This is a genomic window from Pseudomonas sp. DWP3-1-2 (genome assembly GCF_049896285.1).
Lineage (GTDB): Bacteria > Pseudomonadota > Gammaproteobacteria > Pseudomonadales > Pseudomonadaceae > Aquipseudomonas.
On sequence record NZ_JAFCTZ010000009.1, the window covers coordinates 1 to 26191 of the forward strand.

Here is a 26191-nt window from a genome sequence, read left to right on the forward strand (position 1 = left end):
CGCTTTCGATCAACGCATCGAAGCCTCTTCCTCGCCAACCAAACTGGCTAACCACTTGATTAACAAGAGGTTTTCCGTTTCGTCTGCTCCGGAAGAGGTGCGAATTATAGAGAGATTCGGGAGGGCGTCAATCGTTTATTTCAGTTTTATTCCGAATCAAGCGTAATACGCGCGAAAGCTTTCTTGCCAGCCTGACAAACGTGCGTTGCGCCTACCTTGAAGATAAAGCTGCGGTCAACAACCTCACCATCTATACGCACGCCACCCGACGCCAACAGATCTCGCGCCACTGCAGAGTTCTTGACGAGGCCTGCCTTATTAAGAACGGCAGCGATACGCATATCTTCCGCGGCAGCCAAAGCAATCTCAGGCAGATCCTCCGGCAACTCGCCTTCCTTCATACGGTTGCCCGCAGAACGATGCGCTGAAGCAGCCGCCTCTTCACCGTGGAAACGAGCCACGATTTCCTCGGCCAGCTTGATTTTGATGTCACGCGGATTGGCGCCCGCTTCGCAATCGGCTTTGAAACCGTTGATTTCTTCCATGGAGCGGAAGCTCAGCAGCTCGAAGTAACGCCACATCAGCGCGTCAGGAATCGACACCAGCTTGCTGTACATGATGCCCGGCGCTTCCTGGATACCGACATAGTTACCCAGGGACTTGGACATTTTTTTCACGCCATCCAGCCCTTCCAGCAGAGGCATGGTCAGAATGCATTGCGCTTCCTGCCCATAGGCGCGCTGCAATTCGCGCCCCATGAGCAGATTGAATTTCTGGTCGGTACCGCCGAGCTCGACATCTGCACGCAACGCAACGGAGTCGTAACCCTGAACAAGCGGATAGAGGAACTCGTGGATGGCGATGGGCTGATTGGTTTTGTAACGCTTGTCGAAGTCATCGCGCTCAAGCATTCGCGCCACAGTGTACTGCGACGACAGACGAATGAAATCCGCCGGGCTCAACTGATCCATCCAGGTGGAGTTGAACGCCACCTCGGTCTTTGCCGGATCAAGGATTTTGAATACCTGAGACTTATAGGTTTCGGCGTAGTCCAGCACCTGCTCACGAGTCAGAGGTGGACGCGTTGCACTCTTGCCGCTCGGATCGCCGATCATACCGGTGAAGTCACCGATCAGAAAGATGACGTGATGGCCGAGGTCCTGAAACTGACGCAGCTTATTAATGAGAACGGTGTGACCTAGATGCAGATCAGGTGCCGTCGGGTCAAACCCGGCTTTAATACGTAGTGGCTGACCGCGCTTGAGCTTGGTGACCAGCTCAGCCTCGACCAGGAGTTCATCTGCTCCGCGCTTGATTAGCGCCAGCTGCTCTTCAACCGACTTCATATAAGCCCGTCCTCGCCTATTCAAAAGGGGACCAACGATACAAGATCAGGGCCCGATTACAAAGTTTTGCCCAGCACAGCCCGACGAATCATGATTTGATACGTTTGGCAGGGTTGCTTCAAGCAGGATTTGGTTATATTTTATACAGTTATTTCATCTTCATCATGTCATTCATCTTTTCCAATTCATCTTTTCAAAGTCAAAATTACCTATGAATACACCGCCTAAAGCGCCCCCGCTTTATCCGAAGAGCCATCTGCTCGCTGCAAGCGGCATCGCTGCCTTGCTCAGTCTGGCTCTCCTGGTCTTCCCTTCAAGTGACGTTGAAGCCAAAAAAACCACATTGAGTCTTGATCTGGAAACACCCGCCGATCAGCTCACAGAACAACAAGACGCCGCAGAGTCGACTCAAGCCACACTGAACGCCGCTGAGTTTCCATTTGCCGAGATCGACAACAGCACCGAAGAACCTCAGGAAAACGCGACCGCTGAGCCAGTCACCAATGAGGCTGCGACCCAGCCCAAGGCATCTGCAGTCGCTGCGAAGAACCCCAATCATCGGGAAGTCGTGGTCGCCAAAGGTGACACGCTTTCGACAGTATTCGAGAAAGTCGGGCTTGCACCCGCCACCCTGGCCGAAGTGTTGGCCAGCGATAAACAGGCCAGGCAATTCAGCCAGCTTAAAAACGGCCAGGTCCTGCAGTTCGAGCTGTCGCCGGAAGGTGAGCTTCAGCAACTGCACAGCAAGCTCAGCGATCTGGAAAGCATCAGTCTTTCCCGAACCGACAAAGGCTTCACGTTCGCCCGGGAAATCAGCAAGCCTAACGTGCGTACCGCCTACGCCCACGGCGTGATCAACAGTTCGTTGTCGCAATCCGCACAGCGGGCAGGCCTGTCTCACTCGCTGACCATGGATATGGCAAACATATTCGGTTACGACGTCGACTTCGCTCAAGACATTCGCAAAGGCGATGAATTCGATGTGATCTACGAGCAAAAGGTCGTGAACGGCAAGACTGTCGGCACCGGCAATATCCTTTCTGCGCGCTTTACCAACCACGGTAAGTCCTATACCGCTGTCCGCTATACCAACAAACAGGGCAATACCAATTACTACACCGCCGACGGCAACAGCATGCGTAAGGCCTTTATCCGTACGCCGGTGGATTTCGCCCGTATCAGTTCCATGTTTTCCATGGGCCGCAAGCATCCTATCCTCAACAAGATTCGCGCCCATAAAGGCGTGGACTATGCAGCCCCACGGGGCACGCCCATCAAGGCTACCGGCGATGGGAAGGTATTGCTTGCTGGCCGTCGCGGCGGATATGGCAATACGGTGATCATTCAGCACGGCGATACCTATCGAACGCTGTATGGCCACATGCAGGGTTTCGCAAAAGGCATACGCACCGGCAGCAGTGTCAAACAGGGCCAGGTCATCGGCTATATTGGTACTACCGGCTTGTCCACAGGACCTCATTTGCACTATGAGTTTCAGGTCAATGGTGTGCACGTCGATCCACTGGGTCGGAAATTGCCGATGGCAGATCCGATCGCCAAATCCGAAAAACAGCGGTTCATGCAACAGAGCCAGCCATTGATGGCTCGTATGGATCAGGAAAAGGCCACCATGCTGGCCTCGAGCAAACGATAAGCCATGGCCTTTTTTTATATAGGTGTGATGTCCGGCAGCAGCCTCGACGGGATCGATATTGCCCTGCTGGAGCAAGATGAGCGCCCGAGATTGCTCGCGACTCACTACATCCCGATGCCTGACGAATTGCGTGCCGAGCTATTGGGACTCTGCTCTAGCGGGCCGGACGAGTTGGCGCGTGCAGGCATTGCCGAGCAGAAGTGGGTAAAACTGGCAGCACAAGGCGTGCTGACGCTGCTCAGCGAGCAGAATATGGTCGCAGGCCAGATTCGCGCTATCGGCAGCCATGGGCAGACGATACGCCATGAGCCTGCGCGGGGCTTCTCGGTACAGATCGGCAACCCGGCGCTGCTCGCCGAACTCACCGAGATTACCGTCGTCAGTGATTTTCGTCGCCGCGACATCGCAGCGGGCGGCCAGGGTGCTCCGCTGGTGCCTGCATTCCACGAGGCGCTGTTCGACGATAACAAGGACCGCCGCGCGGTACTGAATATCGGCGGCTTCAGCAATTTGAGCCTGATAGAGCTGGACCGCCCTGTCACAGGCTTCGATTGCGGCCCCGGCAACGTGCTGCTGGATGCCTGGATTCAATCGCAGCGCGACCAGAGCTATGACAAAAATGGTGCATGGGGTGCAAGCGGGCACGTTGAGCCAGAGCTGCTCAAGTCGTTGCTCAGCGATCGGTTCTTCCTGACCAAGGGTCCGAAGAGCACTGGCCGTGAAGTGTTCAACCTTGAGTGGCTGCATGATCACTTGAGCCACCTGCCAACCCTGGCACCGGAAAACGTACAGGCCACGCTGATGGAGCTGACCGCCCTGACGATCACTGAGTCGTTGCAGTCAGCGCAATCGGAAACCAAGGAATTGTTGATCTGTGGTGGTGGCGCTCATAACGTGGCGCTCACAGACAGGCTGGCGCAATTACTGCCCAATACGAAGGTCAGCAGCACTGAAGCCTTTGGCGTTGATCCGGATTGGGTCGAAGCGATGGCGTTCGCATGGTTGGCCCATTGCTGCCTTGAGGGCGTGCCTGCCAACCGGCCGACGGTCACTGGCGCCAAAGGCCTGCGGGTGCTGGGCGCTATTTACCCGGCCTGACGGACGCACCATGAAAAACGCCGCGCATAAGCGCGGCGTTTTTTATTCTGGCAGACAACTCATCAGATCGAAAATGACGAGCCGCAACCGCAGGTCGTGGATGCATTCGGATTTTTGATCACAAAGCGCGAGCCTTCCAGACCTTCCTGGTAGTCCACCTCTGCACCGGCGAGGTATTGGAAACTCATCGGATCGACGACCAGACTGACGCCTTCACGCTCGACGATGGTGTCATCGTCTGCGACATCTTCATCGAACGTGAAGCCATACTGGAAACCCGAACAGCCGCCGCCCGTCACGAAGACGCGCAGCTTCAGGCGATCATTGCCCTCTTCATCGACCAGGCTTTTCACTTTGTGCGCGGCACCGGGGGTGAAGTGCAAAGCCGTTGGAGTGAAGGATTCGACGCTCATGTTAAATATCTCCCGGCGGTAAGCCGTCATAATGCGTAATGACGCGCATTATCCGCTTCTCCGACAAAATCGGTCAACTATTTGAGACGCCGCACGCTTCAAGCCACAAAAAACAGGGTTGCTTCCTGCGGCTTGTCGCCTGGAACGCGCAGCGGTTTCTCAGGGCATCATTCCCGCATGAGCAAGACCTGATTTTTCATCCAGACCGAACAGAATGTTCATGTTCTGCACGGCCTGGCCCGAAGCGCCCTTGACCAGATTGTCGATGACCGACAGCACCACCACCAGATCACCGCCTTGAGGACGATGCACAGCAATCCGGCACATGTTGGCGCCACGCACACTGCGGGTCTCCGGGTGACTCCCGGCGGGCATGACATCAACGAACGGTTCGTTGGCGTAGCGCTTCTCGAAGAGCGCCTGCAGGTCAACCGATTTATCAACCACCGTTGCATAAAGCGTGGAGTGAATACCACGGATCATGGGCGTCAGGTGCGGTACGAACGTCAAGCCGACCTCCCCACCCGCTGCGCGACGCAAGCCCTGGGTGATTTCCGGCAAGTGACGGTGCCCTTTGACGGCGTAAGCCTTGAAGCTTTCGTTGGCCTCGGAGTACAGCGAGCCCAGGCTCAAACCACGTCCCGCGCCGCTGACACCGGATTTACAGTCGGCGATCAAGCGCGTGTTGTCCGCAAGACCGGCCTCAAGCAATGGCAGGAAACCCAACTGGGTCGCCGTCGGGTAGCAGCCAGGAACGGCGATCAAACGAGCCTGCTTGATTTGCTCGCGATTGACTTCAGGCAAGCCGTAGACCGCTTGCTCCAGAAGGTCCGGTGCGCCGTGAGGCTGGCCGTACCACTTGGCCCACTCCACGGGGTCCTGCAAACGAAAGTCAGCGGACAGGTCGATGACCTTGGTGCCCGCGTCAAGCAATTCGCCCGCCAAGGCGTGGGCTACCCCGTGAGGCGTGGCGAAGAAAACGACATCGCAGGCGCCAAGTGCTTTCACGTCAGGCACACTGAACGCCAGGCCATCGTAATGGCCGCGCAAGTTCGGGTACATCTCAGCGACGGGCAGCCCTGCCTCGGATCGGGAAGTGATGACGACCACTTCAGCTTGCGGATGCTGCGCCAACAAACGCAGCAACTCGACCCCGGTGTAACCCGTGCCGCCGACGATACCGACCTTGACCATAACCTGCCCTCTGCGTACCTACTAGAAAGCCCTCGATAATATGGGCGTAATGCGTCTGGGACAACCAACAACGTGACGTATCGACGCACAAGCCACTACTATTTGCAGCACCGTGAATCTGGAAAACACTAAAAATGATGTATTTATGGCTCAAAGCGTTCCACATCATCTCGATGGTCTGCTGGTTTGCAGGACTTTTCTATCTGCCGCGCCTCTTTGTTTATCACTCGATGAGCGAAGACACCATAAGCCGGGAGCGTTTCTGCACTATGGAGCGCAAGCTGTACCGAGGCATCATGGGACCGGCGATGATCGCGACGCTGGTGTTTGGCATCTGGCTGATCAGCCTTAACGCCAAGGAGTATTTCAGCCATGGCTGGATGCACGCCAAGCTGACGCTGGTTGTGCTGCTGATCGGGTATCACCATGTCTGTGGCGCCCAGGTCAAACGCTTCGCTCGCGGCGAGAATGGCCGCAGCCACGTTTTCTACCGCTGGTTCAATGAAGTCCCGGTGTTGGTATTGCTGGCCGTCGTCATATTGGTGGTGGTCAAACCCTTCTAAGCCCTGGACCGTAATCGCAGCTTTTCATTCATTTCAAGACAAGGAAGCCACCGTGGCTGAAACCCTCTACAAGATCGTGTTCGACGGGCAGTTGCGCACCGGCGTTGACTTACAAACCGCCAAGTTCAACCTTGCACAACTGTTCAAGAGCGAACCGTCGGCAGTGGAAAAACTGTTCAGCGGCAAGCCGATTGCACTCAAGCGCGGCCTGCCCCACTCGGACGCCCTGAACTATCTCAGTGCATTGAGCGATGCCGGTGTCGATGCGCGGATCGAGTCAGACCCGGCCATCACCCTCAGCCTGGAAGAAATCGAAGAGCCTAAAGCGTATTCCGAGCCCGTCGGCGCGCCTGCGGCCTCGCCTTACGCTCCGCCTCGCGCACCGGTTGGCACGAGCCTGCCTGAGCACTCGACACTCAAGGTGTTCAGCATACAAGGCCGGATTGGGCGGGTGCGCTACATGGCCTGGAGCCTGGTGCTGGTCCTCATGGCGTGTGTAGTCGGGGCGATTTGCGTAGGCGTCATGAGCGTGTCACTGGTTGGCGGTGGACTGCTGGCTGCGGTGGGTGTGGTCGCGTTCATCGTCGTCAGCGTACAGATCGGTGTGCAACGCCTGCACGACATCGGATGGTCGGGATGGTTACTGCTGTTGAACCTGATTCCCTTCGTCAACAGCATATTCCCCATGATGATTACCGCGATGCCCGGCAATCACGGGGCCAATCAATACGGCCCTCCCCCGCCGCCCAATACTCAGACGGTCAAAGTACTGGCGTGGCTGTGGGTCCTCGTTCTCGTACTTTTCCTTGTAGCGGGCTTTGTCGGAGGCTTCAGCACTCTGCAGACGGAACTGGAAAACTCAAGTGTCAACTACGAGCAATCGCAGCTCTATGACGACGGCGCTGACGCCGACACCGCTACGCAGCAAAGTAAATAAATAGCCGCTTTACAGGTTCCGTGATGAATTGTGGTTTGCAGTACGCTAAATGGAGAACAGCATGACCCGTTACGCCTTGATTACTGGCGCAACCAGCGGCATAGGCCTGGCTATGGCTGAAGCGCTGGCGCGCCGGGGGCGCAGTCTGATTCTGGTTGCGCGCCAGCGTGACTTGCTGGAAACCGTCGCCATTGAGCTGACTCAGCGCTTTGGCGTCGAAGTGCTGATTCGGGCCTGCGATCTCGGGGAGCCGTTGCGGCTCTCCGGCTTCCTTTTAGAACTTGAAGACGAAGGCGCCCATCAGATCGACCTGTTGGTCAACTGTGCCGGGATCGGCACCTGTGGCCCCTTCCTGGCGCAGGATTGGAGCCTTGAGCAGGATCTGATCGACTTGAACATTCTGGCCCTGACGCGCCTGTGCCACACGGTGGGCAATCTGATGGCCCTGCAGGGCGGCGGGCAAATCCTCAATGTGTCCTCACTTGCGGCGTTCAGTCCCGGCCCCTGGATGAGCAGCTATCACGCCAGCAAGGCCTATGTTCTGCATTTCTCCGAAGGTTTGCGGGAGGAGGTGAAAAAGACCGGCATCAAGGTTTCGGTTCTCTGCCCTGGACCGACCCGGACGCCGTTTTTCCGCACCGCCCAGCTTCACAGTGAAAAGCTCGAACGCAGCAAACGCATGATGAGCCCGGAGGAAGTCGCGCTGTATACCGTCCGCGCCCTGGCAAAAAATCGCGCAATTATTGTCCCTGGCTGGCGCAACAAGCTGCTCGCGTTCTGCCCGCGGATTGGTTCACGCTGGCTGACCCGTAATCTCGTGGGCCTGATCAACAAGTCGTACTGCCCACGCTGACAGACAAACGACTGGGCGCGCCAAAGCTGCCTCGATACACTCAGTTCCCGTCGCTCAGTCGATTTATCAGCGATTCAACATCCACCCAAAAGGAGCAAACGGCTGTGGATACTTTGTTTACCAAAATCATCAACCGGGAGATACCGGCCAAGATCATCTATGAAGATGATCAAGTGCTGGCCTTTCACGACATCGCGCCCCAGGCGCCGGTGCACTTTCTGGTCATTCCGAAGAAGCCGATCCGCACCCTCAATGACCTGACGGAAGAGGATAAGGCCCTGGCAGGGCACATCCTGTTCACGGCACAGCGCCTGGCCAGGGAGTTGGGCTGCGAAGACGGTTTTCGTGTGGTCATGAACTGCAATGAATTGGGCGGCCAGACCGTCTATCACATTCACATGCATGTTCTGGGTCAGCGCCAGATGCATTGGCCGCCGGGCTGATTCCAGCCAGATCAACCACTTGCAGCCCGCTGTCGGCTTTAACGGCCCCGCAGCGGGCTGATCCAGCTCAAGCCTCTTGCCCGTGATTGGAGTAGACTGGCCTCCATGGTTTTTCCGGAGGTGCCCATGGCTACCGAACGTCACTACTCCCCTATTGATCGTCTTCTGTTACAAGCCGATGCCGCGATGCGCACATTGTTGCCGTCCAAGGGCTACTCCTATCGGCCCTCACCTGCCATCGTTCAACCTGAAGTCCAGATGAGCGACGTTGATACCCGACACGTGGCCGGGCTGATGCGCATCAACCATACCGGTGAAGTCTGTGCGCAGGCGCTTTACCAGGGCCAGGCCCTGACCGCTAAATTGCCTGACGTTCGTGCGGCCATGGAGCACGCGGCGGAAGAAGAAATCGACCATCTGGTCTGGTGCGAACAGCGCATCCACCAGCTGGGCAGCCACACCAGCGTGCTGAACCCGCTGTTTTATGGCCTGTCGTTCGGCATTGGCGCCGTCGCCGGCTTGATCAGCGACAAAGTCAGCCTGGGTTTCGTCGCCGCGACCGAAAACCAGGTCTGCAAGCACCTGAACGAACATCTTGAGCAGATCCCGGCCGAGGATGAAAAGTCCCGTGCCATCCTGCAGCAGATGCGGATCGATGAAGAGCAACATGCGGAAAATGCGCTGAATGCCGGCGGCTTCCGGTTTCCGGCCCCGGTCAAATTCGGCATGAGCGTGCTGGCCAAAGTCATGACCAAAAGCACCTACCGGATCTGACTTACCGCCATTGAATGCCCACAAAAAAGGCGCCTGTAACAGGCGCCTTTTTTGCTGCTTGAATCTCAGCGAGCGACGTTGCGCCCGTAGAAGATTTCCAGCATCTCGTGCTTGACCTTGGCCGTCACCTGATCGCGTTGCTCGGTTGACAGGGTGCTGGTCGCATCACCGAACAGATAATTGTCCAGTTCGAAATTCTTGAGCAGCATCTTGGTGTGGAACAGATTCTCCTGGTAGACGTTCACGTCGGTCATTTGATAACCGTTGCGCGTATCTTCCGAGAGGTAGTTCTGGATGGAGTTGATCTCGTGATCGATAAAGTGCTTCTTGCCTTCGACGTCACGGGTAAAGCCACGCACACGATAATCGACGGTCACGATGTCGGATTCGAATTTGTGGATCAGGTAGTTCAACGCTTTAAGCGGCGAAATCACACCACAGGTTGATACGTCGATATCCACGCGGAATGTCGCGATACCATCGACCGGATGAATCTCCGGGTACGTGTGGACCGTGATGTGGGACTTGTCGAGGTGCGCCAGAATGGTTTCCGGCAGCGGGCCCGGCGACTCTTCAATCTGGCTTTCGGTAGGTGTCACCGGCTGCTCGGAAATCAGGATGGTCACGCTGGCGCCTTGGGGATCGTAATCCTGACGGGCGATGTTCAGGATGTTGGCACCAATGATATCGACAACATCCGTGAGAATCCGCGTCAGGCGTTCGGCGTCGTACACACTGTTGATGTACTCGACGTAAGCCTGCTGGTCCTGCGGGGTTTCCGCATAGCAGATGTCATAGATATTGAAGCTCAAGGTCTTGGTCAGGTTGTTGAACCCGTGGAGCTTGAGTTTGCTTTTCACCGTTAAAAACTCTCTATATGTGTGCGGCCCAGGCCACGTGATCAAGCATGCCCGTCAGATGAGCCTGGCTCAGCTGCGTAGGACGGTTTACACCTCTTCGCGTTGGCGATTTTGGTTATCTGTTCGGGCACGGCCGCCATCGGACTGTGCAGCCTGCACCCTGAAAAAGGGGCGCATTATGCAGACGTCAGAAGCGGTCTGCCAGAGTGTGCGCCGTTTTTATGATAGTTGGATGTCGAATCAGCCTAATTCAACGATTTCATAATCGTGGGTAATCTTTACGCCGGCGTTGCCCAGCATGATCGACGCAGAGCAATACTTCTCGGCTGAAAGCTCGATGGCGCGCTTGACCTGGGCTTCTTTCAAGCCACGACCCTTGACCACGAAATGCAAATGGATGCGGGTGAAGACCTTGGGATCTTCAGTGGCGCGCTCCGCCTCCAGGAAAGCCTCGCAGCTCTCAACCGGCTGACGTGATTTTTTCAGGATACTGACCACATCGAAGTTACTGCAGCCACCCAGGCCGAGCAAAACCATCTCCATGGGCCGCACACCCAGATTGCGACCGCCGCTCTCGGGCGGGCCATCCATGACCACAACATGACCGCTACCGGATTCGCCGAGGAACATGGCGTCACCCGCCCATTGAATGCGTGCCTTCATCGCCGGACTCCACTGCTAAAAAAGGGGGCCAGCTTATCACAGGGGCCGTCAGCGGCTGGATGAAGGTGTCAGTAAGGTTTTGAAACCAAGACGTAGGAAATTTCGCAAATGTCGGTGAATACCTTCGAATGCATTACGGTAAATGAGCGTTGCTGCCGATAACCATGGAAATGTCCTGAAGCGACGCATTTTTGGATTATCAGCATGGTTGCAATAACGCTCACACCCAAAATCAAGAACCTGGACAAGCTCCTGTCCCACGCCCAACACCGCCGCTGTTCTGCAAAGTCCAACATCATCTGCGCAGGCGATCCTGCGCATTCCCTGTTTCTCATCCTCAAGGGATCGGTCACCGTGGTCATTGAAGACGACGAAGGCCGGGAGATGATCGTCGCGTACTTGAACACCGGCGACTTTTTCGGCGAGCTGGGCCTGTTCGAAGCGCCCGGGCATGAGACAAAACGCAGCGCCTGGGTGCGCGCCAAGACTGAATGCGAAGTGGCCGAGATCAGCTACAGCACTTTCCGTGAACTCACTCAGCAAGAGCCGGACATTCTGTACGCCATCGGCAATCAGTTGGCCCAGCGGCTGCGCAACACCACGCGCAAGATGGGCGATCTGGCCTTTCTTGATGTGACCGGTCGCGTAGCAGGCACATTGCTGGATCTGTGCAAGCAACCCGACGCCATGACCCACCCCGACGGCATGCAGATCAAGATCACCCGTCAGGAGATCGGACGAATCGTGGGCTGCTCAAGGGAGATGGTCGGTCGAGTGCTGAAGGCATTGGAGGAACAGAAACTGGTCCACGTCAAAGGCAAGACCATGGTGGTGTTCGGGACGCGGTGAAACCGTACAGGCGACCGAAATAGCCGGGGCCTCGCTTCAACGGGTTAACGTCAAAGCTGCGCGAGCATCGCGCCATAACGACTCGCCAGTTTTTCCAGCACACCGTCGCCAGAAAACGCCTCGCGCAAGGCAATGTGGCTGTCGGCCCGAACGCGCTGTTCCAGCTCGCAGTTTTCATTGAAGCGATTGACAGCTGCCGTCATTTCCACGCGCTCGTCATCCATCAACAGTGCGCCATGGGCAAGAACGACGGGCCGTGCGCCGCCCTGGCTTTGTCGCCACCGCTGGGCTGTGCCGACCATTTTTCGGCCATCGAGATTGACGTTGAAACGCCCATCACAAAACGCACCTTCCACCTCCCCCAGCGTGGCAGCGCCGCCCAACTCATACAACACATCGAGAATGGGCTGGCACAGACGCCGGTAGGCGGTTTCGATGCGATCGCGATCAAGGTCGCTGGCCGGTTGCGCATACACCAGAGCGATGTTCACCGTCGCGGATGATTGCGGAACCGGCTCACCGCCGCTCTCGCGCAGCAAGATGGGCCAGCCGCTGTCAGAGAGGGTTTCGCTGGCTTCGCAGAACCCGGGCAGGCGGCTCATGCGCCGTGGCATTACCAGCGCACGATCAACCGGACGCCACAGCAACAGGCCGTAATCCGCTTCGCCCGCACACACGCGCGCCAGCAAGTCCTGCTCGGCCTGCAGGCCCGCTTCGACGCAGATATCAACAACCTGATCAGACATGACGATCCTCTATGAAAACGGTCGACGCGAGCCTTGCTACGCGTTGATCAGTCCACCACAGAGGCGTTGATCAACATACCGCGCTCAGGGAAGAACAACCGCTGCAATTCCGCTCCCGGTTGTTCGGCACGCATGAACGCCTCGCCCACCAGGAAGGCATAGACATCGCTGATCTCCATCAGCTCAACGTCCGCACGATGGAAAATGCCGCTTTCGGTGACCACAAGGCGATCTCGCGGAATACGCGGCAGTAAGTCGAGGGTCGTCTCGAGATTGACCTCAAAGGTGTGCAGGTTACGGTTATTGATGCCAACCAACGGCGTATCCAGTGTTTTCAGCGCACGCTCCAGTTCATCGCCGTCGTGCACTTCCACCAGAACATCCAGACCGACGCTTTTGGCGACGGCTGCCAGCTCGGCCATCTTGACGTCGTCCAGCGCAGACACGATCAGCAGCACGCAGTCTGCGCCCAATGCACGAGACTCGACGATCTGATAAGGATCGATCATGAAGTCCTTGCGAATGACCGGCAGCTTGCAGGCGGCCCGCGCCTGTTGCAGATAAACATCGGCACCCTGGAAATAATCGATATCGGTCAGGACCGAAAGACACATCGCCCCGCCCTTTTCGTAGCTTTTGGCGATGTCCGCCGGCACGAAATTTTCGCGAATCACGCCCTTGCTGGGCGACGCCTTTTTGATCTCAGCGATCACCGCTGGCTGCTTGCGCTTGGCCTGATCCATAAGCGCCTTGGCAAAACCACGGGTCGGATCGGCCGCCCTGGCCAGCACCTCAACCTCGGCAAGACTGACACGCGCGCGGCGCTCAGCGACCTCCACGGCCTTTCGGGCGAGGATATTTTCCAGAACGGTTGGCACGCTCATCCTTCATTCTCCTGCTTGAATACCGCGGTAAAGGCACCCAATTCGTCCAGTTTCTCCCGGGCCAGGCCGGTGTGCAGTGCATCATGGGCCAGCGCCACACCGTCTTTAAGTGTGTAGGCATGATCAGCAGCATAGAGTGCAGCACCGGCATTGAGCACGATCATTTCCGCCGCTTTCTGCCCGTTTTCGGTCTTGCGACGCCCCAATGCATCGCGGATCAACTCCAGCGAAGCCGCCGGGCCATCAACCGCCAGGCCGAACAAGCTCTGACTCTTGATGCCCAGATCCTCGGGCTGTACCCAGTATTCAGTGATCTCGCCATTTTTCAGCTCGGCCACAAACGTCGGCGCCGCCAGGCTGAATTCGTCCAGACCATCCTGGGAATGCACCACCAGCACATGCTTGCTGCCCATACGAAGCAAGACTTCGGCCAACGGGCGGCACAACGCCTGGTTAAACACCCCGACAACCTGATGGCGTACGCCAGCCGGGTTGGTCAGCGGACCGAGCATATTGAACAGCGTACGCAGACCGAGATCCCGGCGCGGACCGGCCGCGAACTTCATCGCCCCATGGTGGGATTGGGCGAACATGAAGCCGATACCGACGCTGTCGATACAGCGCGCAACCTGCACCGGCGTCAGGTTCAGGTAGACACCCGCCGCCTCCAGCAGATCGGCACTGCCGCTTTTACCCGACACGGCACGGTTGCCATGCTTGGCAACCGTGCAACCCGCTGCCGCCACCACAAACGCCGAGGCAGTGGAGACGTTGAAAATATTCGCGCCATCGCCCCCGGTGCCCACCACATCAACAACGCCATCAAGGGTTTTCAGCTCGACCTTGCTGGCCAGTTCGCGCATGACGGTCACGGCGCCGACGATTTCGTCGATGCTTTCACTTTTCATCCGCATGCCCATCATGAAGGCCCCGATCTGCGCTTCGGTGCACTGGCCGGTCATGATCTGACGCATGACGTCGCTCATTTCCTCAGTGCTCAGATCCAGCTGGCTGACCACGCGCCCCAGGGCCGTCTTGATATCCATTGGCTTAACCATAAAAGAATCCTTAACCCTGACGAGTGCCGCCGGTCTGCTTGAGGAAGTTGGCGAACAGCTCATGCCCCTGCTCGGTAAGAATCGACTCGGGATGGAATTGAATCCCTTCGATGTTCAGCGTCTTGTGGCGCAGCCCCATGATTTCATCGACCGAGCCATCTTCCAGCGCGGTCCACGCGGTTACTTCCAGGCAGTCCGGCAACGTCTCGCGCTTGACCACCAGCGAGTGGTAACGGGTAACTGTCAGCGGGTGATTCAGGCCTTCGAACACGCCGTGATCTTCATGGATTACCGGGCTGGTCTTGCCGTGCATGACCTGGCGAGCACGCACGACATCACCGCCGAACGCCTGACCAATCGACTGATGCCCCAGGCAAACACCCAGGATAGGCAGCTTGCCCGCGAAGTGTTTGATCACGTCCAGCGAGACACCGGCTTCATTCGGAGTGCAGGGGCCGGGGGAAACGACAATGCGTTCCGGGTTCAAGGCTTCGATCTGGGCGACGGTCAATTCGTCGTTGCGGATCACTTTAACGTCGGCACCCAACTCACCCAGGTACTGCACGACGTTATAAGTAAAGGAGTCGTAGTTATCTATCATCAGCAGCATTTTGGCTTCAACCCATTGAATTACTGACTAGTTGTTCGACCTTCGAATCGTTGCCCATCGTGGGCCGCTAGTCTGGCGGTCGGGGATTTTCCCGAAAAGCGGCAGGACAAGGATTTAAAGGCGTATCAGAAAGAGGTCCGGACTGGCCGGAAAAAGAATGAGTCAGGCGCGCCAACGCCAACGGGCGTGAGCCTTGATAACGCGCATCAAGAGTTTGCTGACGATCAACACAGGGGAGGTCTCGTTTATACGTCCCGGCACATTAGCCCAGCTCGGTGGGCGGTGCAATATCACGGGCACAAACTCAAGCCTCGATCCCCCAAAAGCCCCGCCTGATGGGCGCTCGATGTTGACGTCAGAATACCGACACACCTCCCCGCCCCCGCCACAATTCCGCCAGCCATTGGATTGACGCAGATAGCTGCACCTTTGGCGAAATTAAGCGCATTAACACGCAACTTTCTTGAAGAAGGCGGTCATATAGCGAAGTGCTGTGTTCTTGACATTTCCCCCCACACACCCCGCAGCCCGGAGTAACACCATGATTTTTAACGTAAAAGACTACGGCGCGCAGGGCGATGGCATCACGGACGATACTGCAGCGATTCAAGCGGCAATTGATGCAGCGGCTGCGGCAGGTGGGGGAACAGTCCAGATGGGCACGGGGACCTACGTTGTCTCCGCGGGCGAGGAGCCTTCTGACGGCTGCCTGATGCTCAAAAGCAATGTCACGCTGAGCGGCGCTGGCATGGGCGAAACGGTCATCAAACTGGAAGACGGCTCGGACACCAAAGTTACCGGTATCGTCCGCTCCGCTTACGGCGAAGAAACCCACGACTTCGGCATGAACAATCTGACCCTGGACGGCAATCGTGACGCCACCACTGGCAAAGTGGATGGCTGGTTCAACGGTTACATTCCCGGCTCCGACGGCAAAGACTCCAACGTCACCCTCGACAAGGTCGAGATCATGGATTGCTCAGGGTATGGCTTCGACCCTCACGAGCAGACCGTGAACATGGTAATCAGCAACAGCGTCTCCCACGGTAATGGCCTGGACGGCTTCGTCGCGGACTTCCTGACCGACAGCGTCTTCGAAAACAACATTGCCTATAACAATGATCGCCACGGTTTCAACGTGGTGACCAGCACCCATGATTTCACCCTGAGCAACAACATCGCCTACGGCAACGGCAGCACCGGTATCGTGGTCCAGCGTGGCAGTGAAAACATTCCGTCGCCGGCCAATATCACCATCACCGGCGGCGCGGTCTATGACAACGGTGCCGAAGGCGTGCTGATCAAGCTGTCGAGCGAAGTCACCGTCAGCGGCCTTAATATTTACGACAACGGCAGCGCGGGCATTCGCGTTTATGGCAGCTCCAATGTCGATATCGTCGACAATACGCTGACCAACAACTCGCTGGGCGCCCCAGTGCCGGAAATCATCATTCAGTCCTACGATGACACCCAGGGCGTTTCCGGCAAGTACTTCGACGGCAGCGATAACCTCATTCGCGGCAACACCATCACCGGCAGCGATAACTCGACTTACGGCGTCGCCGAGCGCGACGAAGACGGGACCGACCGCAACAGTATCGTCGGCAACACCATCAGCCACACGTCCAAGGGCCTGGTGCTGATCTATGGCGATGGCAGCTTCGTCGGCGACGCCTTCCCCGTCGTGACCCTGGAAGGCACCGCCGCCAACGACACCGTCAATGGCAGCGCCGCCAATGAGCTGATTCTGGGCCTTGAAGGCAAAGACACGCTCAACGGCAATGCTGGCGACGACATCCTGGTCGGCGGCATGGGCGCAGATAAACTCAGCGGCGGAGCCGGGGCTGATGTTTTCCGCTTCGATTCAGTGACCGACAGTTATCGCACCGCCACTACCGGCTTTACGGACCTGATCACCGACTTCGATATCAGCCAGGACAAGATCGACCTGGCAAACCTGGGCTTCACCGGTCTGGGCAACGGGACCGCTGGCACGCTTAACATCAGTTACAACGCCTCTCTGGACCGCACTTACGTAAAATCCCTGACCGCCGATGGCCAAGGCAACCGATTCGAATTGGGTCTGAGCGGCAATTTGCTGGGCAAGCTGGATGCCAGCCACTTTCTGTTCGAGCGCGTCATTGAAGGCACCGCCGCCGATGATCAATTGACCGGCACCGCAGGCAACGACACCCTGAACGGCAACGCGGGTGCGGACCGCATCGATGGCGGCGCGGGTGCCGACCTGATCAACGGTGGCGCCGGAGCCGACACGCTGACCGGCGGCGCGGGTGCGGATACCTTTGCCTATGGCAGTCGCCTGGACAGCTACCGCAACTACGACACCAGTGGGTCGAAGCAGAGCGATACGATCACCGACTTCAATACGAGCGAGGACCGGATCGATTTATCTGCCCTGGGCTTGCGCGGGCTTGGAGACGGCAGCAACAACACGATCTATCTGTCGGTGAATGCCGACGGCAGCAAAACCTATGTCAAAACCCAAGCCATCGACACCACGGGCAATCGGTTCGAGATCGCCCTTGAAGGCAATCTGCTGAGCAGCCTCAGCGCCAGCAACTTCATTTTCTCCAGTGCTCCGGCGGTCAATCAGGCGCCTGTGCTCAATACCCCGTTGCTGGACCAGACGACCCAGGAGCAAACAGCGTTCTCCTACGCCGTCCAGGCAGGAAGTTTCTCTGATCCAGATAACGATGCCCTGACGTACACCGCCACCCTGGCTGACAACACGGCCCTGCCTGACTGGCTGAAGTTCGACAGCAAAACCCTGACCTTCAGTGGCACCTCCGGCATTGCTTCAGGGACGTATTCGATACTGCTCACGGCCAGCGATGCCGCAGGCGCTTCGGTCAGTGACAGCTTCGCCTTTACGGTGGGCACGCCCGCACCCGGCGTCGTGACGGGCTCCGACAACGGGGAATCGCTCTACGGCACCGCAGGCAATGACGTGATACAAGCCTTGGCCGGCGCCGATACCGTGCGCGGCGACGCGGGCGATGATGTGATCACCGGCGGCGCAGGTCGCGACGCCCTCTATGGCGGCGCCGGCAACGACACGTTTGTCTACGACGCGGTCAGCGACAGCTTTCGCGACTATGCCAGCGGCGGCCTGACCGCCACCGACACGATCTACGATTTCACCCCCGGTGAAGACAAAATCGATGTCTCGGCGCTCGGCTTTCTCGGGCTGGGCGACGGCGAAAGCCACACGCTCTACATGACGCTCAATGCTGCTGGCGATAAGACCTACGTCAAATCCAGCGAGGCTGACGCAGACGGCAACCGCTTCGAAATCGCCCTGAGCGGCAATCTGATGGACACGATCACCGAGGCGGATTTCGTGTTCGCCGAGCGCGAGTCCCAGGACATTCTGTTCCTGCCGACACTGGGTCAGTCCAACGCACGCCTGCTGCGCATGACCGAGGACGACGACCAATCCGGCACCTCAATGCTGGTCAACGACCTGATCCGCTATACCGATTACGACGTGCGCAGTCAGTTCACCGATGCTGACGGCAACGGCATCGACCTCGCGGTGGGCGGCAGCACAGTCTCGGGCTTGTCGACCTCCAGTGCCGAAGCGCTGAACCTTTCCTGGTGGCTGACCGACACCGACCAGCCTGGCCCAGCGTTGTTGCGCGCGGTTGAACTGCTCAAGACCCAACTGGCGAGCCTGACGGCCATCGATAACGTCACCACAGGCATCATCTGGGGTCAGGGGGAAGAAGCCGCACAGGAAATCGCCCGCGCGACGGACAAACAGGCCGCCGCCGATCTGTACAAGGCTTCCACGCTGAAAGTGTTCGATTACCTCCATGAGCAGATCGGCGACTTCAACGTGTACCTGATGGAAACCGGCCACTACCAACCCCAAGCCGCACAGGCACGCGGCTACTCGGCCGAGAAAATCGACGGCATCGTTGAAGGCGTGAGCTATGTGCGTGCCGCTCAGGAAGCCATGGCCGCTGAACGCAGCGATGTGAAACTGGCCGTTGACTACACCGACCTGCCCCTGCGCTACGAAGTCGATCCGCTGGTCTATCCCGACGACGTCTGGCACCTGCACGAAGAATCGGCAGAAATCGTCGGTCAGCGCCTGGCGGACTACATTGCAACCGACCTGGGATTCGTCGCCGACAGCAGCGATAACAACAGCGCCGCCGACATCACTGAAGGCACTCAGAACGAAGGCGGCTCCATCTTCGGCACCAGCGATGACGACACCCTTGTCGGCAGCGCCGGCAATGACATTCTCGACGGCGACCTGGGCGCGGACGACATGAGCGGCGGTGACGGCAACGATATCTACGTGGTGGACAACGCCATGGACAGCGTGACCGAAACCAACGACTCGGTATCGCAGATTGACACTGTTCGCGCCTCGGTCAACTGGACGCTGGGCGCCAACACCGAAAACCTGACGCTGACCGGCGTGTCCGCCATCGACGGCAGCGGCAACGATTTGAATAACTTCATCACCGGCAATAACGGCAACAACGTCCTCGATGGCCGGGCAGGCGCTGACAGCCTCAAGGGCAAGGACGGCTCGGACAGCTATTTCGTGGACGACGCCAACGACAGCGTGCTCGAAACCAACAGCGACAGCGTGACCGGCGGTGTTGATACGGTCTACAGCACCCTGGCGAGTTATACCCTGGGGTCTAACGTCGAGAACCTTGCCCTGACGGGTGAAGGGCCGCTCAACGGGATCGGCAACGCGCTGGACAACGTGGTGTACGCCGGGGCTGGCGATAACGTGATGGACGGTCGAGCGGGTGTGGATACGGTGTCCTACCTGAATGCCACTGCGGGTATCACGGTGAAACTGTCCACCTCCGCCCAACAGGACACACTAGGCTCGGGGCTGGACACCCTCAAAGGGTTCGAAAACCTCACCGGCAGCCAGTTCGCGGACTTCCTGACCGGCAATTCAGGTGACAACTGGCTCACGGGGGGTGACGGCAACGACACCCTGATGGGCAGCGCCGGCAATGACGTGCTGATCGGCGGCGCAGGCACCGATACGCTGATCGGTGGTTCGGGAACCGACACCTACGTGTTTAGCGACCTGTCGGAAATGGGGCTTGGCGAACTGGCCGACATTATCCAGGGCTTCAAAGCGGCCGAAGGCGACAAGCTGGACTTCTCGGCCATCGACGCCCGCCCGCAAACCGAGGCCAATGACACCTTCGCGTTCATTGGCGACGCCGCCTTCAGCGCCAACAACATCGGGGAACTGCGTTTTGCCGATGGCGTTCTGTACGGGAACATCGACTCCGACGGCGAAGCTGATTTCTCTATCCAGTTGACCGGCGTACAAACCTTGCAGGCTGCCGACATCATGGCGTGAGCCAGACAGCCCGCCGCCTGCAATGGGCGGCGGGCTGTGCCGCCAGGCGTTTTCAGTGACGGGAATTGAACGCATCCACCCGGCTGTTCTCCAGCTTGAACACCACGCGCTGCGGGTGGTTGATCGAAACCAGATATTCCAGCGGCTTTCCCTGGCTGTCGAAAATGACCCCGCGATAGGTCAGTGCGGCGGTCCCTGCCGCAACTTCCAGCAAGCGTGCCTCCTGATCGTTCATGTTGGCGATGCTCAACGTGCCTTCGTCGCTCTCCACCTCAATGCCATAGCGCTCCAGTAACAGTGCGTACAGCGACGCCCCTTCGGCCAGGTCCTGGGCCAACAGATCCGGCGCCCGGGCCAGCGGGATGTAGCTGGTCTCTATGCAGAACGGCTTGTGGTCCACCGTGCGCAGACGGCGGATGGTCAGCAGGCCATCGCCCTCTTCGATGCCCAATATTCTGGCCACGCGGCCGCTGGCCTCGCCCTGTTCGAAGTACAGCAATGTGCTTCCCGGCCGAGAGCCTGACTGTTCGACGACTTGAGTGATGCCCTTGCGCGACAGACTGACCGGCCGCTCGACCCCCGGCGCGGTCACGAATGTCCCGCGATTGCCTCGGCGCTCAAGGGTTCCTCGTTCAATCAGCACCTGGATAGCCTTGCGCAGGGTCATGCGACTGATGCCCATATGCTCGGCCAGATCCCGCTCCGCCGGAATGCGCTCATTCGGGCCAAACTCCGGGCGCTCAAGCATCTCCAGCAATTTCTGCACGGCCTGCCACGCCACCTGCTTGCGCTGAGGCATCGGAAACGTCGTCTGCGAGGTGCCTTCCACCGTTTTTTTAACGCCCATTGCGTGGTCTACATCCCGATTATTTTTTCGTGAATTGAGCCGATTTTTTACCCGCGTCAAATCCTAATGAATCCGCGCACTTACCTGACCGTGACAGCCCTCAACCCTTTGCGCTGCACCCGATTCGCTGATTGAGCATGCTAGACCACGAGCATAAACCCTTGAGATGGTATTTTCCATGGTATAGATTCTGGTCTAACAAAGGGATCGACGAACCACCTCGATGACCTCCCCCCGCTCACCAAGGAGCCAGCATGGCGATTGAGTTCAACCGGGAAGCTTTCGTGTCTTCCCTCGCACAGTCCGTTCAGATCGTTGACGATGCCCAACGCTACGGCCGCGAACTGGCGCCCAAGATCGACCGCATCTACTTCGTCAGTTGCGGTGCCCCCAATCGCATCATGCTTGGCCTGCAATACTGGCTCGAACGTTTCAGTCATTCACTGGAAGTACGTCGCTATTTCCCCGCCGAATTCATGGACATCGATCCGCCGCGACTGGATGAACGCACCCTGGTGATCCTCGCGTCCAAATCCGGCACCACCCAGGAAACCATTGCCGCCGCCCACTTCCTCAAAGACAAAGCCTGCCTCACCGTCGGCGTGACCCAAACCGCCGAACTGCCGTTGGCCCAGGCCGTGCAGCATTGTTTCCTGCTCGGGCGCACAGACGAGGCTTATTTCGGTTGCTTCATGATTCTGCAGGCATTGATCGGCGGGATTCTGGCCGAGCGTGAAGACTGGCCGCTGCTGGACAAACTCATCAGCTCCCTGAAGGCGCTGCCCGAGGCATTGGCCGACGCCGCGATCAACAATGATCGACGCGCCACTGAAGAAGCCCGCCTCTACAAAGACGACCGGCTTATGTACTTCCTCGCCTCAGGCCCGATGTTTACCACCGCTTATGTGTTCGGCGTCTGCGTGGTGATGGAGAGCCAATGGCTGCACTGTTTGCCGGTTGAGGCTGCGGAGTTTTTCCATGGCCCGTTCGAAGCCATCGACGCGTCAACACCGCTGCTTTTGTTTGTAGGCGAAGACCCGAGCCGGGCGCAGATGGAGCGCGTGGTGCGCTTCTGCCAGCGCTATACCGAACGGGTCATGGTCTACGACTCCAAAGACTTCCCCATGAACGGCATTGATCCGCAGATCCGGGCGCTGGTTGCGCCGTATATCGTCGGCATCGCCGCCGAACGTGTCGCCGCGCATCTGGCCGTCTGGCATCAGCAACCGCTGACCACGCGCCGCTACATGTGGAAAACAGAGTATTGAACATGCCGAAAATGATCGCCGTCGGCGATAACACCGTCGACGTGTACCTGCACCAGCAGCGGGAATACCCCGGCGGCAATGCCCTGAACGTCGCGGTGTTCGCCGCGCGACTCGGTGCAAGCAGCGCGTACTTGGGCTGCGTGGGCGACGATGCTCACGGACGCTGGTTGCTGGAAACCCTCAAGGGCGAATCAGTGGATATTTCCCGCTGCAAAACCCTGCCGGGCCCCAGCGCCTGGGCGTGTGTCGACAGCGTGGACGGCGAGCGAATCTTCCTGGGCAGCGACGCCGGGGTTTGCCATCAACTGCAAATCGACAGCCAGGCCCTGGCCACCCTCGCGGCGTATCCGCTGGCGCACACCAGCCTTTACAGCGGCCTGCAGAAAAGCCTCGCGCAGATTCGCAAAGCCAGCGGCGTGCTGTCCTTCGACTTTTCGGACAACTGGGACGAATACGATTGGCGGGCAATGATTCCTCATGTGGACATCGCGTTCTTCTCCGCCGCCGAGCTTGATCTCGAAGCGGCTCGTCAACTGGCCACAGAGATGCTGGCGCTGGGGCCAACCGTGGTGGTGATCACCCGCGGCGCTCAGGGTGCGTTGGCGCTGGATGCCAAAGGTTTTCACGAGCAGGCCAGCCGCCCCTGTGACGTGATCGACAGCATGGGCGCGGGTGACGGCTTTATTGCGGCGTTCCTGCTGGCCTGGCAGACCGGCGAAAGTCTGGCCGACTGTTTACTCAAAGGGGCGGATTTCGCCGCTTGCGTCTGCGCCAGTGCGGGCGGTTTTGGTCACGGCCAGACGCTAGACCCCGCGCGCGCCGCGCAATTGAAACAAGCGCTGAAGGCTCAAGGCTGACAACGCACGTGAAGCCCTGGGCATCCGTCTCGGGCGGTTCCATCAACCCTGTCGTGGAAACCTGTCGATGAAAAAATACCTTCTCGGTTTGACCCTGCTGGCTTTCCCGTTCGCCACCTGGGCCGCCAGCACGGACCTGCGCTTTGGCGTCGATCCGACTTACCCGCCTTTCGAGTCGAAAAACCCGGACGGCTCACTGACCGGCTTCGACATTGAACTGGGCGAAAGCATCTGCGCTGAACTCAAGCGGCGCTGCGTCTGGGTTGAAACCAGCTTCGACGGCCTGGTCGCCTCACTCAAGGGTCGCAAGTTCGACGGCATCCTTTCAGCGTTTTCCATCACCGAACAACGCAAGAAAGAAGTGGCTTTTTCCGACACGCTCTACGACACCCCGGCCCACCTGGTGGCCGTTCAGGGCAGCTCGTTGACCCCTGATGCAGAAACCCTCAAGGGCAAACGCATCGGCGTGCAGCAAGGCAGCGTTTTTGAAGTCTACGCCCGCAAAATCTGGGGCCCCAAAAGCGTCGAGGTCGTGCCCTATCAGAGCAGTGACCTGGCGTATCAGGACTTGACCACTGGGCGCCTGGACGCCGTGTTCGACGACGCCATCGCCGTTTCCGAAGGCATGCTGAAAAAACCCATGGGCAAAGGCTTCGCGTATGCCGGAGATGTCGTGAAATCCGTCGAAGTCTTTGGCCCGGGCACGGGTATCGGGCTGCGTAAAAGCGATACGGCGCTGAAACAGGACATCGATCAGGCCCTGCAACGCATCCGCCAGAACGGAACCTATCAGCGCCTCGCCGACAAATACTTCGACGTCGATATCGCGCCTGAATAAATCCGGGCCAAGGCACTGCTCAAGACCTTTCAGCGGTTCGGGTGCCCTGAAATGGCATTCACAGTGCCTTTTGCTACCTTCCTTGAAGTTGTAAAAAACAATAAGAAAGGAATGTAGCAATGATCAACCCTGCGCTTTCAGTGCCGCTCGCGGCATGTCTGCTGACGTTCGCCTGCGCTCATGCGGTGGCCGCACCCTCCCCCTATTCCACTCTGGTGGTCTTCGGCGACAGCCTGGCCGACGCCGGGCAATACCCGGATACAAACGGGCCGCAAGGCGCGACGTTGCGCTTTACCAACCGCACCGGCCCGACGTATCAGGACAACAGCGGCGAGGTATTTGGCCTGAATTCCTCCACGTTGCTGGGCCTGAAGCTGAACGTTGCGCCTGCTGACCTTGCGCCATCCACCTCCCCGGTCAACGCCGCACTCGGCGTGGCCGATGGCAATAACTGGGCGGTCGGCGGTGATCGCACCGACCAGATCTACGACGCCATCACCGCTGAGTCCACTGTGGCCCTGACGGATGGCACCGTTCTGCGCACCCGCGCAGGCTATCTGCCGACGAACAGCTTTCGTGCCGACCCCAACGCGCTTTATTACCTGACCGGTGGTGGTAACGACTTTCTTCAGGGCCGGGTTCTGAGCCTTTCCCAATCCATGGACGCCGCCGATCGCCTGGCGGACAGCGCTCAGGCGCTCCAACAAGCGGGGGCACGCTACATCATGGTCTGGCTGCTGCCGGACATCGGCCAGACGCCTGCCGTCGCTGGCACCGTGCTGCAACCGGTCACCTCGCTGCTCAGCGACGTCTTCAACGCACAATTGATCAGCCGTCTGGCGCAGATCGATGCCGAGATCATCCCGCTGAATATTCCGCGCCTGCTGTCCGAAACCCTCGCGGAGCCTGCGCGCTTCGGCCTCGCTGCCGATCAGGATCTGGTGGGCACGTGCTTTAACGGCGACAACTGCACTGAAAACAGCGCGTATGGCCTGAACAGCGCCACCCCCGACCCCAGCAAGCTGCTCTTCAATGACGGCGTGCACCCGACCTCCACCGGGCAGCAGTTGATCGCCGACTACGCCTATTCGCTGCTCGCAGCGCCGTGGGAAATCTCTTTGTTACCGGAAATGGCCACCGGCACGTTGCGGGCCCAGCAGGATGAACTTCGCGCCCAATGGCTGGCAGATTGGGGCGATTGGCAGAGCGTCGGGCAGTGGCGGGCTATCGTCGCTGCGGGTGGTCAGAAAATGGACTTCGACGCTCAGGACAATTCAGCGGACGCTGACGGTCATGGCTACAACCTCACCCTGGGCAGCAGCTACCGTTTTGCCGAAAACTGGCGAGCCGGCATGGTCGCCGGGGCTTATCGGCAGAACCTTGAAGCCGGCCCACGTGATTCGGATTACAAACTCAACAGCTACATCGCTACTGCATTCATTCAGTATCAGGCCAATCATTGGTGGGCCGATCTGGCCGCTTCCGGTGGCAAACTGGATTACGAAAATGCCGAGCGTAAATTTGCATTGGGTGTCAGCGAAGGCGTAGAAAAAGGCGACACCGATGGCGAGCTTTATGCGGCGAGTGCCAGGCTGGGTTTTGATCTCGCCGGTGCCGGGAGCAACTGGCACCTGTCGCCCTTCATCAGCGCCGACTATGCCCACGTTGAAGTCAACGGTTACTCGGAAAAAGGAACCCGCTCAACCGCCCTGACCTTTGATGATCAGACCCGAAAATCGAAGCGGCTGGGTGCGGGGTTGCAAGGCAAGTTCAAGCTCACACCCTCCACTCAATTCTGGGGTGAAGTGGCCCATGAACGGGAATTCGAAACGGATCAACAGGACGTCACAATCAGCCTGAACAGCTTGCCGCTCAATGACTTCACGCTACAAGGCTATACGCCACAGCGCGATCTGAACCGCGCGAGCCTGGGCATCAGCCAAAAACTGACACCCGAGCTCACCCTGCGTGGCGGCTACAACTGGCGCAAGAATGATGATGTAACGCAGCAAGGGGTGAACCTGGCGCTGAGTCTGGATTTTTGATTCAAAGCAGAAGCCAACGT

23 protein-coding genes are annotated in these 26191 nt (G+C 58.4%); 13 read left to right on the plus strand and 10 right to left on the minus strand.

What is annotated here, in order from left to right; translation table 11 throughout:
• Positions 1-146 precede the first annotated feature (146 nt).
• Positions 147-1346 (minus strand): tyrosine--tRNA ligase, encoded by a 1200-nt coding sequence (tyrS, locus tag ACP7B0_RS17985; RefSeq protein ID WP_426142858.1) that lies wholly within the window; start codon positions 1344-1346, stop codon positions 147-149.
• Between the two features lie 211 nt (positions 1347-1557).
• Between tyrS and ACP7B0_RS17990 the strand changes: the two genes are divergently transcribed.
• Both ACP7B0_RS17990 and ACP7B0_RS17995 read left to right on the plus strand, forming a co-directional pair.
• On the plus strand, positions 1558-3000 hold the full coding sequence (locus tag ACP7B0_RS17990) for a peptidoglycan DD-metalloendopeptidase family protein (RefSeq protein WP_426142859.1): 1443 nt from the start codon (positions 1558-1560) through the stop codon (positions 2998-3000).
• Positions 3001-3003: 3 nt separating this feature from the next.
• Positions 3004-4098: an anhydro-N-acetylmuramic acid kinase gene (locus tag ACP7B0_RS17995; protein ID WP_426142860.1), complete on the plus strand. Its 1095-nt coding sequence runs from the start codon at positions 3004-3006 to the stop codon at positions 4096-4098.
• A 62-nt stretch (positions 4099-4160) separates the two neighbouring features.
• On the opposite strand, the gene erpA is transcribed toward ACP7B0_RS17995, so the two are convergent.
• Complete coding sequence (erpA, locus tag ACP7B0_RS18000; protein WP_426142861.1) at positions 4161-4511, minus strand: iron-sulfur cluster insertion protein ErpA; 351 nt, start codon at positions 4509-4511, stop codon at positions 4161-4163.
• Positions 4512-4670: 159 nt separating this feature from the next.
• Positions 4671-5705, minus strand: coding sequence for an N-acetyl-gamma-glutamyl-phosphate reductase (gene argC, locus ACP7B0_RS18005; RefSeq protein WP_426142863.1), 1035 nt, complete (start codon positions 5703-5705; stop codon positions 4671-4673).
• A gap of 137 nt (positions 5706-5842) precedes the next feature.
• Between argC and hemJ the strand changes: the two genes are divergently transcribed.
• From hemJ to coq7, 5 genes are all read left to right on the plus strand, one after another.
• Positions 5843-6268, plus strand: a complete 426-nt coding sequence (hemJ, locus tag ACP7B0_RS18010; protein WP_426143092.1) for a protoporphyrinogen oxidase HemJ — start codon at positions 5843-5845, stop codon at positions 6266-6268.
• Between the two features lie 52 nt (positions 6269-6320).
• Entirely contained in the window at positions 6321-7205 is an 885-nt protein-coding gene (locus ACP7B0_RS18015) for a DUF805 domain-containing protein (protein ID WP_426142865.1), read from the plus strand.
• 61 nt (positions 7206-7266) lie between these two features.
• Positions 7267-8058 carry an SDR family NAD(P)-dependent oxidoreductase gene (locus ACP7B0_RS18020; protein WP_426142866.1) on the plus strand — a complete coding sequence of 264 codons (792 nt, stop codon included), beginning with the start codon at positions 7267-7269 and terminating at the stop codon, positions 8056-8058.
• A 104-nt stretch (positions 8059-8162) separates the two neighbouring features.
• Positions 8163-8501 carry a histidine triad nucleotide-binding protein gene (locus ACP7B0_RS18025; RefSeq protein WP_426142867.1) on the plus strand — a complete coding sequence of 113 codons (339 nt, stop codon included), beginning with the start codon at positions 8163-8165 and terminating at the stop codon, positions 8499-8501.
• Between the two features lie 126 nt (positions 8502-8627).
• Complete coding sequence (gene coq7, locus ACP7B0_RS18030) at positions 8628-9275, plus strand: 2-polyprenyl-3-methyl-6-methoxy-1,4-benzoquinone monooxygenase (RefSeq protein WP_426142868.1); 648 nt, start codon at positions 8628-8630, stop codon at positions 9273-9275.
• Between the two features lie 65 nt (positions 9276-9340).
• On the opposite strand, the gene speD is transcribed toward coq7, so the two are convergent.
• Both speD and ACP7B0_RS18040 read right to left on the minus strand, forming a co-directional pair.
• Positions 9341-10135 carry an adenosylmethionine decarboxylase gene (gene speD / locus ACP7B0_RS18035; protein WP_426142871.1) on the minus strand — a complete coding sequence of 265 codons (795 nt, stop codon included), beginning with the start codon at positions 10133-10135 and terminating at the stop codon, positions 9341-9343.
• Between the two features lie 240 nt (positions 10136-10375).
• Positions 10376-10798, minus strand: a complete 423-nt coding sequence (locus ACP7B0_RS18040; RefSeq protein WP_426142872.1) for an OsmC family protein — start codon at positions 10796-10798, stop codon at positions 10376-10378.
• Between the two features lie 204 nt (positions 10799-11002).
• Here ACP7B0_RS18040 and crp point away from each other — a divergent pair, with 204 nt between their 5' ends.
• Complete coding sequence (gene crp, locus ACP7B0_RS18045) at positions 11003-11647, plus strand: cAMP-activated global transcriptional regulator CRP (protein WP_426142874.1); 645 nt, start codon at positions 11003-11005, stop codon at positions 11645-11647.
• A 50-nt stretch (positions 11648-11697) separates the two neighbouring features.
• Here the strand turns inward: crp and ACP7B0_RS18050 are convergent, their stop codons facing one another.
• From ACP7B0_RS18050 to ACP7B0_RS18065, 4 genes are read right to left on the minus strand one after another with little or no spacing between them, the layout of a single operon-like run.
• A complete protein-coding gene (locus tag ACP7B0_RS18050; RefSeq protein ID WP_426142875.1) occupies positions 11698-12393 on the minus strand; it encodes a lipoyl protein ligase domain-containing protein in 696 nt (231 codons plus the stop codon).
• 47 nt (positions 12394-12440) lie between these two features.
• Entirely contained in the window at positions 12441-13277 is an 837-nt protein-coding gene (trpC, locus tag ACP7B0_RS18055; RefSeq protein ID WP_426142877.1) for an indole-3-glycerol phosphate synthase TrpC, read from the minus strand.
• A complete protein-coding gene (gene trpD, locus ACP7B0_RS18060) occupies positions 13274-14323 on the minus strand; it encodes an anthranilate phosphoribosyltransferase (RefSeq protein WP_426143093.1) in 1050 nt (349 codons plus the stop codon). Before trpD ends, trpC begins: the two co-directional genes overlap by 4 nt.
• 22 nt (positions 14324-14345) lie before the next feature.
• Entirely contained in the window at positions 14346-14945 is a 600-nt protein-coding gene (locus tag ACP7B0_RS18065) for an aminodeoxychorismate/anthranilate synthase component II (RefSeq protein WP_426142879.1), read from the minus strand.
• 541 nt (positions 14946-15486) lie between these two features.
• On the opposite strand from ACP7B0_RS18065, the gene ACP7B0_RS18070 reads away from it, so the two are divergent.
• Complete coding sequence (locus ACP7B0_RS18070; protein WP_426142880.1) at positions 15487-20316, plus strand: M10 family metallopeptidase C-terminal domain-containing protein; 4830 nt, start codon at positions 15487-15489, stop codon at positions 20314-20316.
• 52 nt (positions 20317-20368) lie between these two features.
• Here ACP7B0_RS18070 and ACP7B0_RS18075 read toward each other — a convergent pair whose 3' ends face one another.
• A complete protein-coding gene (locus tag ACP7B0_RS18075) occupies positions 20369-21163 on the minus strand; it encodes a GntR family transcriptional regulator (RefSeq protein WP_426142882.1) in 795 nt (264 codons plus the stop codon).
• A 254-nt stretch (positions 21164-21417) separates the two neighbouring features.
• Here ACP7B0_RS18075 and ACP7B0_RS18080 point away from each other — a divergent pair, with 254 nt between their 5' ends.
• The 4 genes from ACP7B0_RS18080 (at position 21418) to estP (ending at position 26171) form a co-directional block, all read left to right on the plus strand.
• Positions 21418-22431: an SIS domain-containing protein gene (locus ACP7B0_RS18080; protein WP_426142883.1), complete on the plus strand. Its 1014-nt coding sequence runs from the start codon at positions 21418-21420 to the stop codon at positions 22429-22431.
• Positions 22432-22433: 2 nt separating this feature from the next.
• Positions 22434-23288 carry a PfkB family carbohydrate kinase gene (locus ACP7B0_RS18085; protein WP_426142886.1) on the plus strand — a complete coding sequence of 285 codons (855 nt, stop codon included), beginning with the start codon at positions 22434-22436 and terminating at the stop codon, positions 23286-23288.
• A 67-nt stretch (positions 23289-23355) separates the two neighbouring features.
• Complete coding sequence (locus ACP7B0_RS18090; RefSeq protein ID WP_426142888.1) at positions 23356-24126, plus strand: transporter substrate-binding domain-containing protein; 771 nt, start codon at positions 23356-23358, stop codon at positions 24124-24126.
• 119 nt (positions 24127-24245) lie between these two features.
• The gene (gene estP / locus ACP7B0_RS18095; RefSeq protein WP_426142890.1) at positions 24246-26171 is read left to right on the plus strand and encodes an esterase EstP; all 1926 of its coding nucleotides are present in this window, start codon (positions 24246-24248) and stop codon (positions 26169-26171) included.
• Positions 26172-26191: the final 20 nt, after the last annotated feature.

Excerpts from the sequence above, each read along its gene's own strand:
- trpD (WP_426143093.1), bottom strand. The coding sequence starts at position 14,323 with ATGGATATCAAGACGGCCCTGGGGCGCGTGGTCAGCCAGCTGGATCTG.
- coq7 (WP_426142868.1), top strand. The coding sequence starts at position 8,628 with ATGGCTACCGAACGTCACTACTCCCCTATTGATCGTCTTCTGTTACAA.
- ACP7B0_RS17995 (WP_426142860.1), top strand. The coding sequence starts at position 3,004 with ATGGCCTTTTTTTATATAGGTGTGATGTCCGGCAGCAGCCTCGACGGG.
- ACP7B0_RS18020 (WP_426142866.1), top strand. The coding sequence starts at position 7,267 with ATGACCCGTTACGCCTTGATTACTGGCGCAACCAGCGGCATAGGCCTG.
- ACP7B0_RS18085 (WP_426142886.1), top strand. The coding sequence starts at position 22,434 with ATGCCGAAAATGATCGCCGTCGGCGATAACACCGTCGACGTGTACCTG.
- ACP7B0_RS17990 (WP_426142859.1), top strand. The coding sequence starts at position 1,558 with ATGAATACACCGCCTAAAGCGCCCCCGCTTTATCCGAAGAGCCATCTG.
- crp (WP_426142874.1), top strand. The coding sequence starts at position 11,003 with ATGGTTGCAATAACGCTCACACCCAAAATCAAGAACCTGGACAAGCTC.
- ACP7B0_RS18070 (WP_426142880.1), top strand. The coding sequence starts at position 15,487 with ATGATTTTTAACGTAAAAGACTACGGCGCGCAGGGCGATGGCATCACG.
- erpA (WP_426142861.1), bottom strand. The coding sequence starts at position 4,511 with ATGAGCGTCGAATCCTTCACTCCAACGGCTTTGCACTTCACCCCCGGT.
- ACP7B0_RS18050 (WP_426142875.1), bottom strand. The coding sequence starts at position 12,393 with ATGTCTGATCAGGTTGTTGATATCTGCGTCGAAGCGGGCCTGCAGGCC.
- ACP7B0_RS18075 (WP_426142882.1), bottom strand. The coding sequence starts at position 21,163 with ATGGGCGTTAAAAAAACGGTGGAAGGCACCTCGCAGACGACGTTTCCG.
- ACP7B0_RS18040 (WP_426142872.1), bottom strand. The coding sequence starts at position 10,798 with ATGAAGGCACGCATTCAATGGGCGGGTGACGCCATGTTCCTCGGCGAA.
- tyrS (WP_426142858.1), bottom strand. The coding sequence starts at position 1,346 with ATGAAGTCGGTTGAAGAGCAGCTGGCGCTAATCAAGCGCGGAGCAGAT.
- ACP7B0_RS18065 (WP_426142879.1), bottom strand. The coding sequence starts at position 14,945 with ATGCTGCTGATGATAGATAACTACGACTCCTTTACTTATAACGTCGTG.
- hemJ (WP_426143092.1), top strand. The coding sequence starts at position 5,843 with ATGTATTTATGGCTCAAAGCGTTCCACATCATCTCGATGGTCTGCTGG.
- ACP7B0_RS18080 (WP_426142883.1), top strand. The coding sequence starts at position 21,418 with ATGGCGATTGAGTTCAACCGGGAAGCTTTCGTGTCTTCCCTCGCACAG.
- ACP7B0_RS18090 (WP_426142888.1), top strand. The coding sequence starts at position 23,356 with ATGAAAAAATACCTTCTCGGTTTGACCCTGCTGGCTTTCCCGTTCGCC.
- estP (WP_426142890.1), top strand. The coding sequence starts at position 24,246 with ATGATCAACCCTGCGCTTTCAGTGCCGCTCGCGGCATGTCTGCTGACG.
- trpC (WP_426142877.1), bottom strand. The coding sequence starts at position 13,277 with ATGAGCGTGCCAACCGTTCTGGAAAATATCCTCGCCCGAAAGGCCGTG.
- argC (WP_426142863.1), bottom strand. The coding sequence starts at position 5,705 with ATGGTCAAGGTCGGTATCGTCGGCGGCACGGGTTACACCGGGGTCGAG.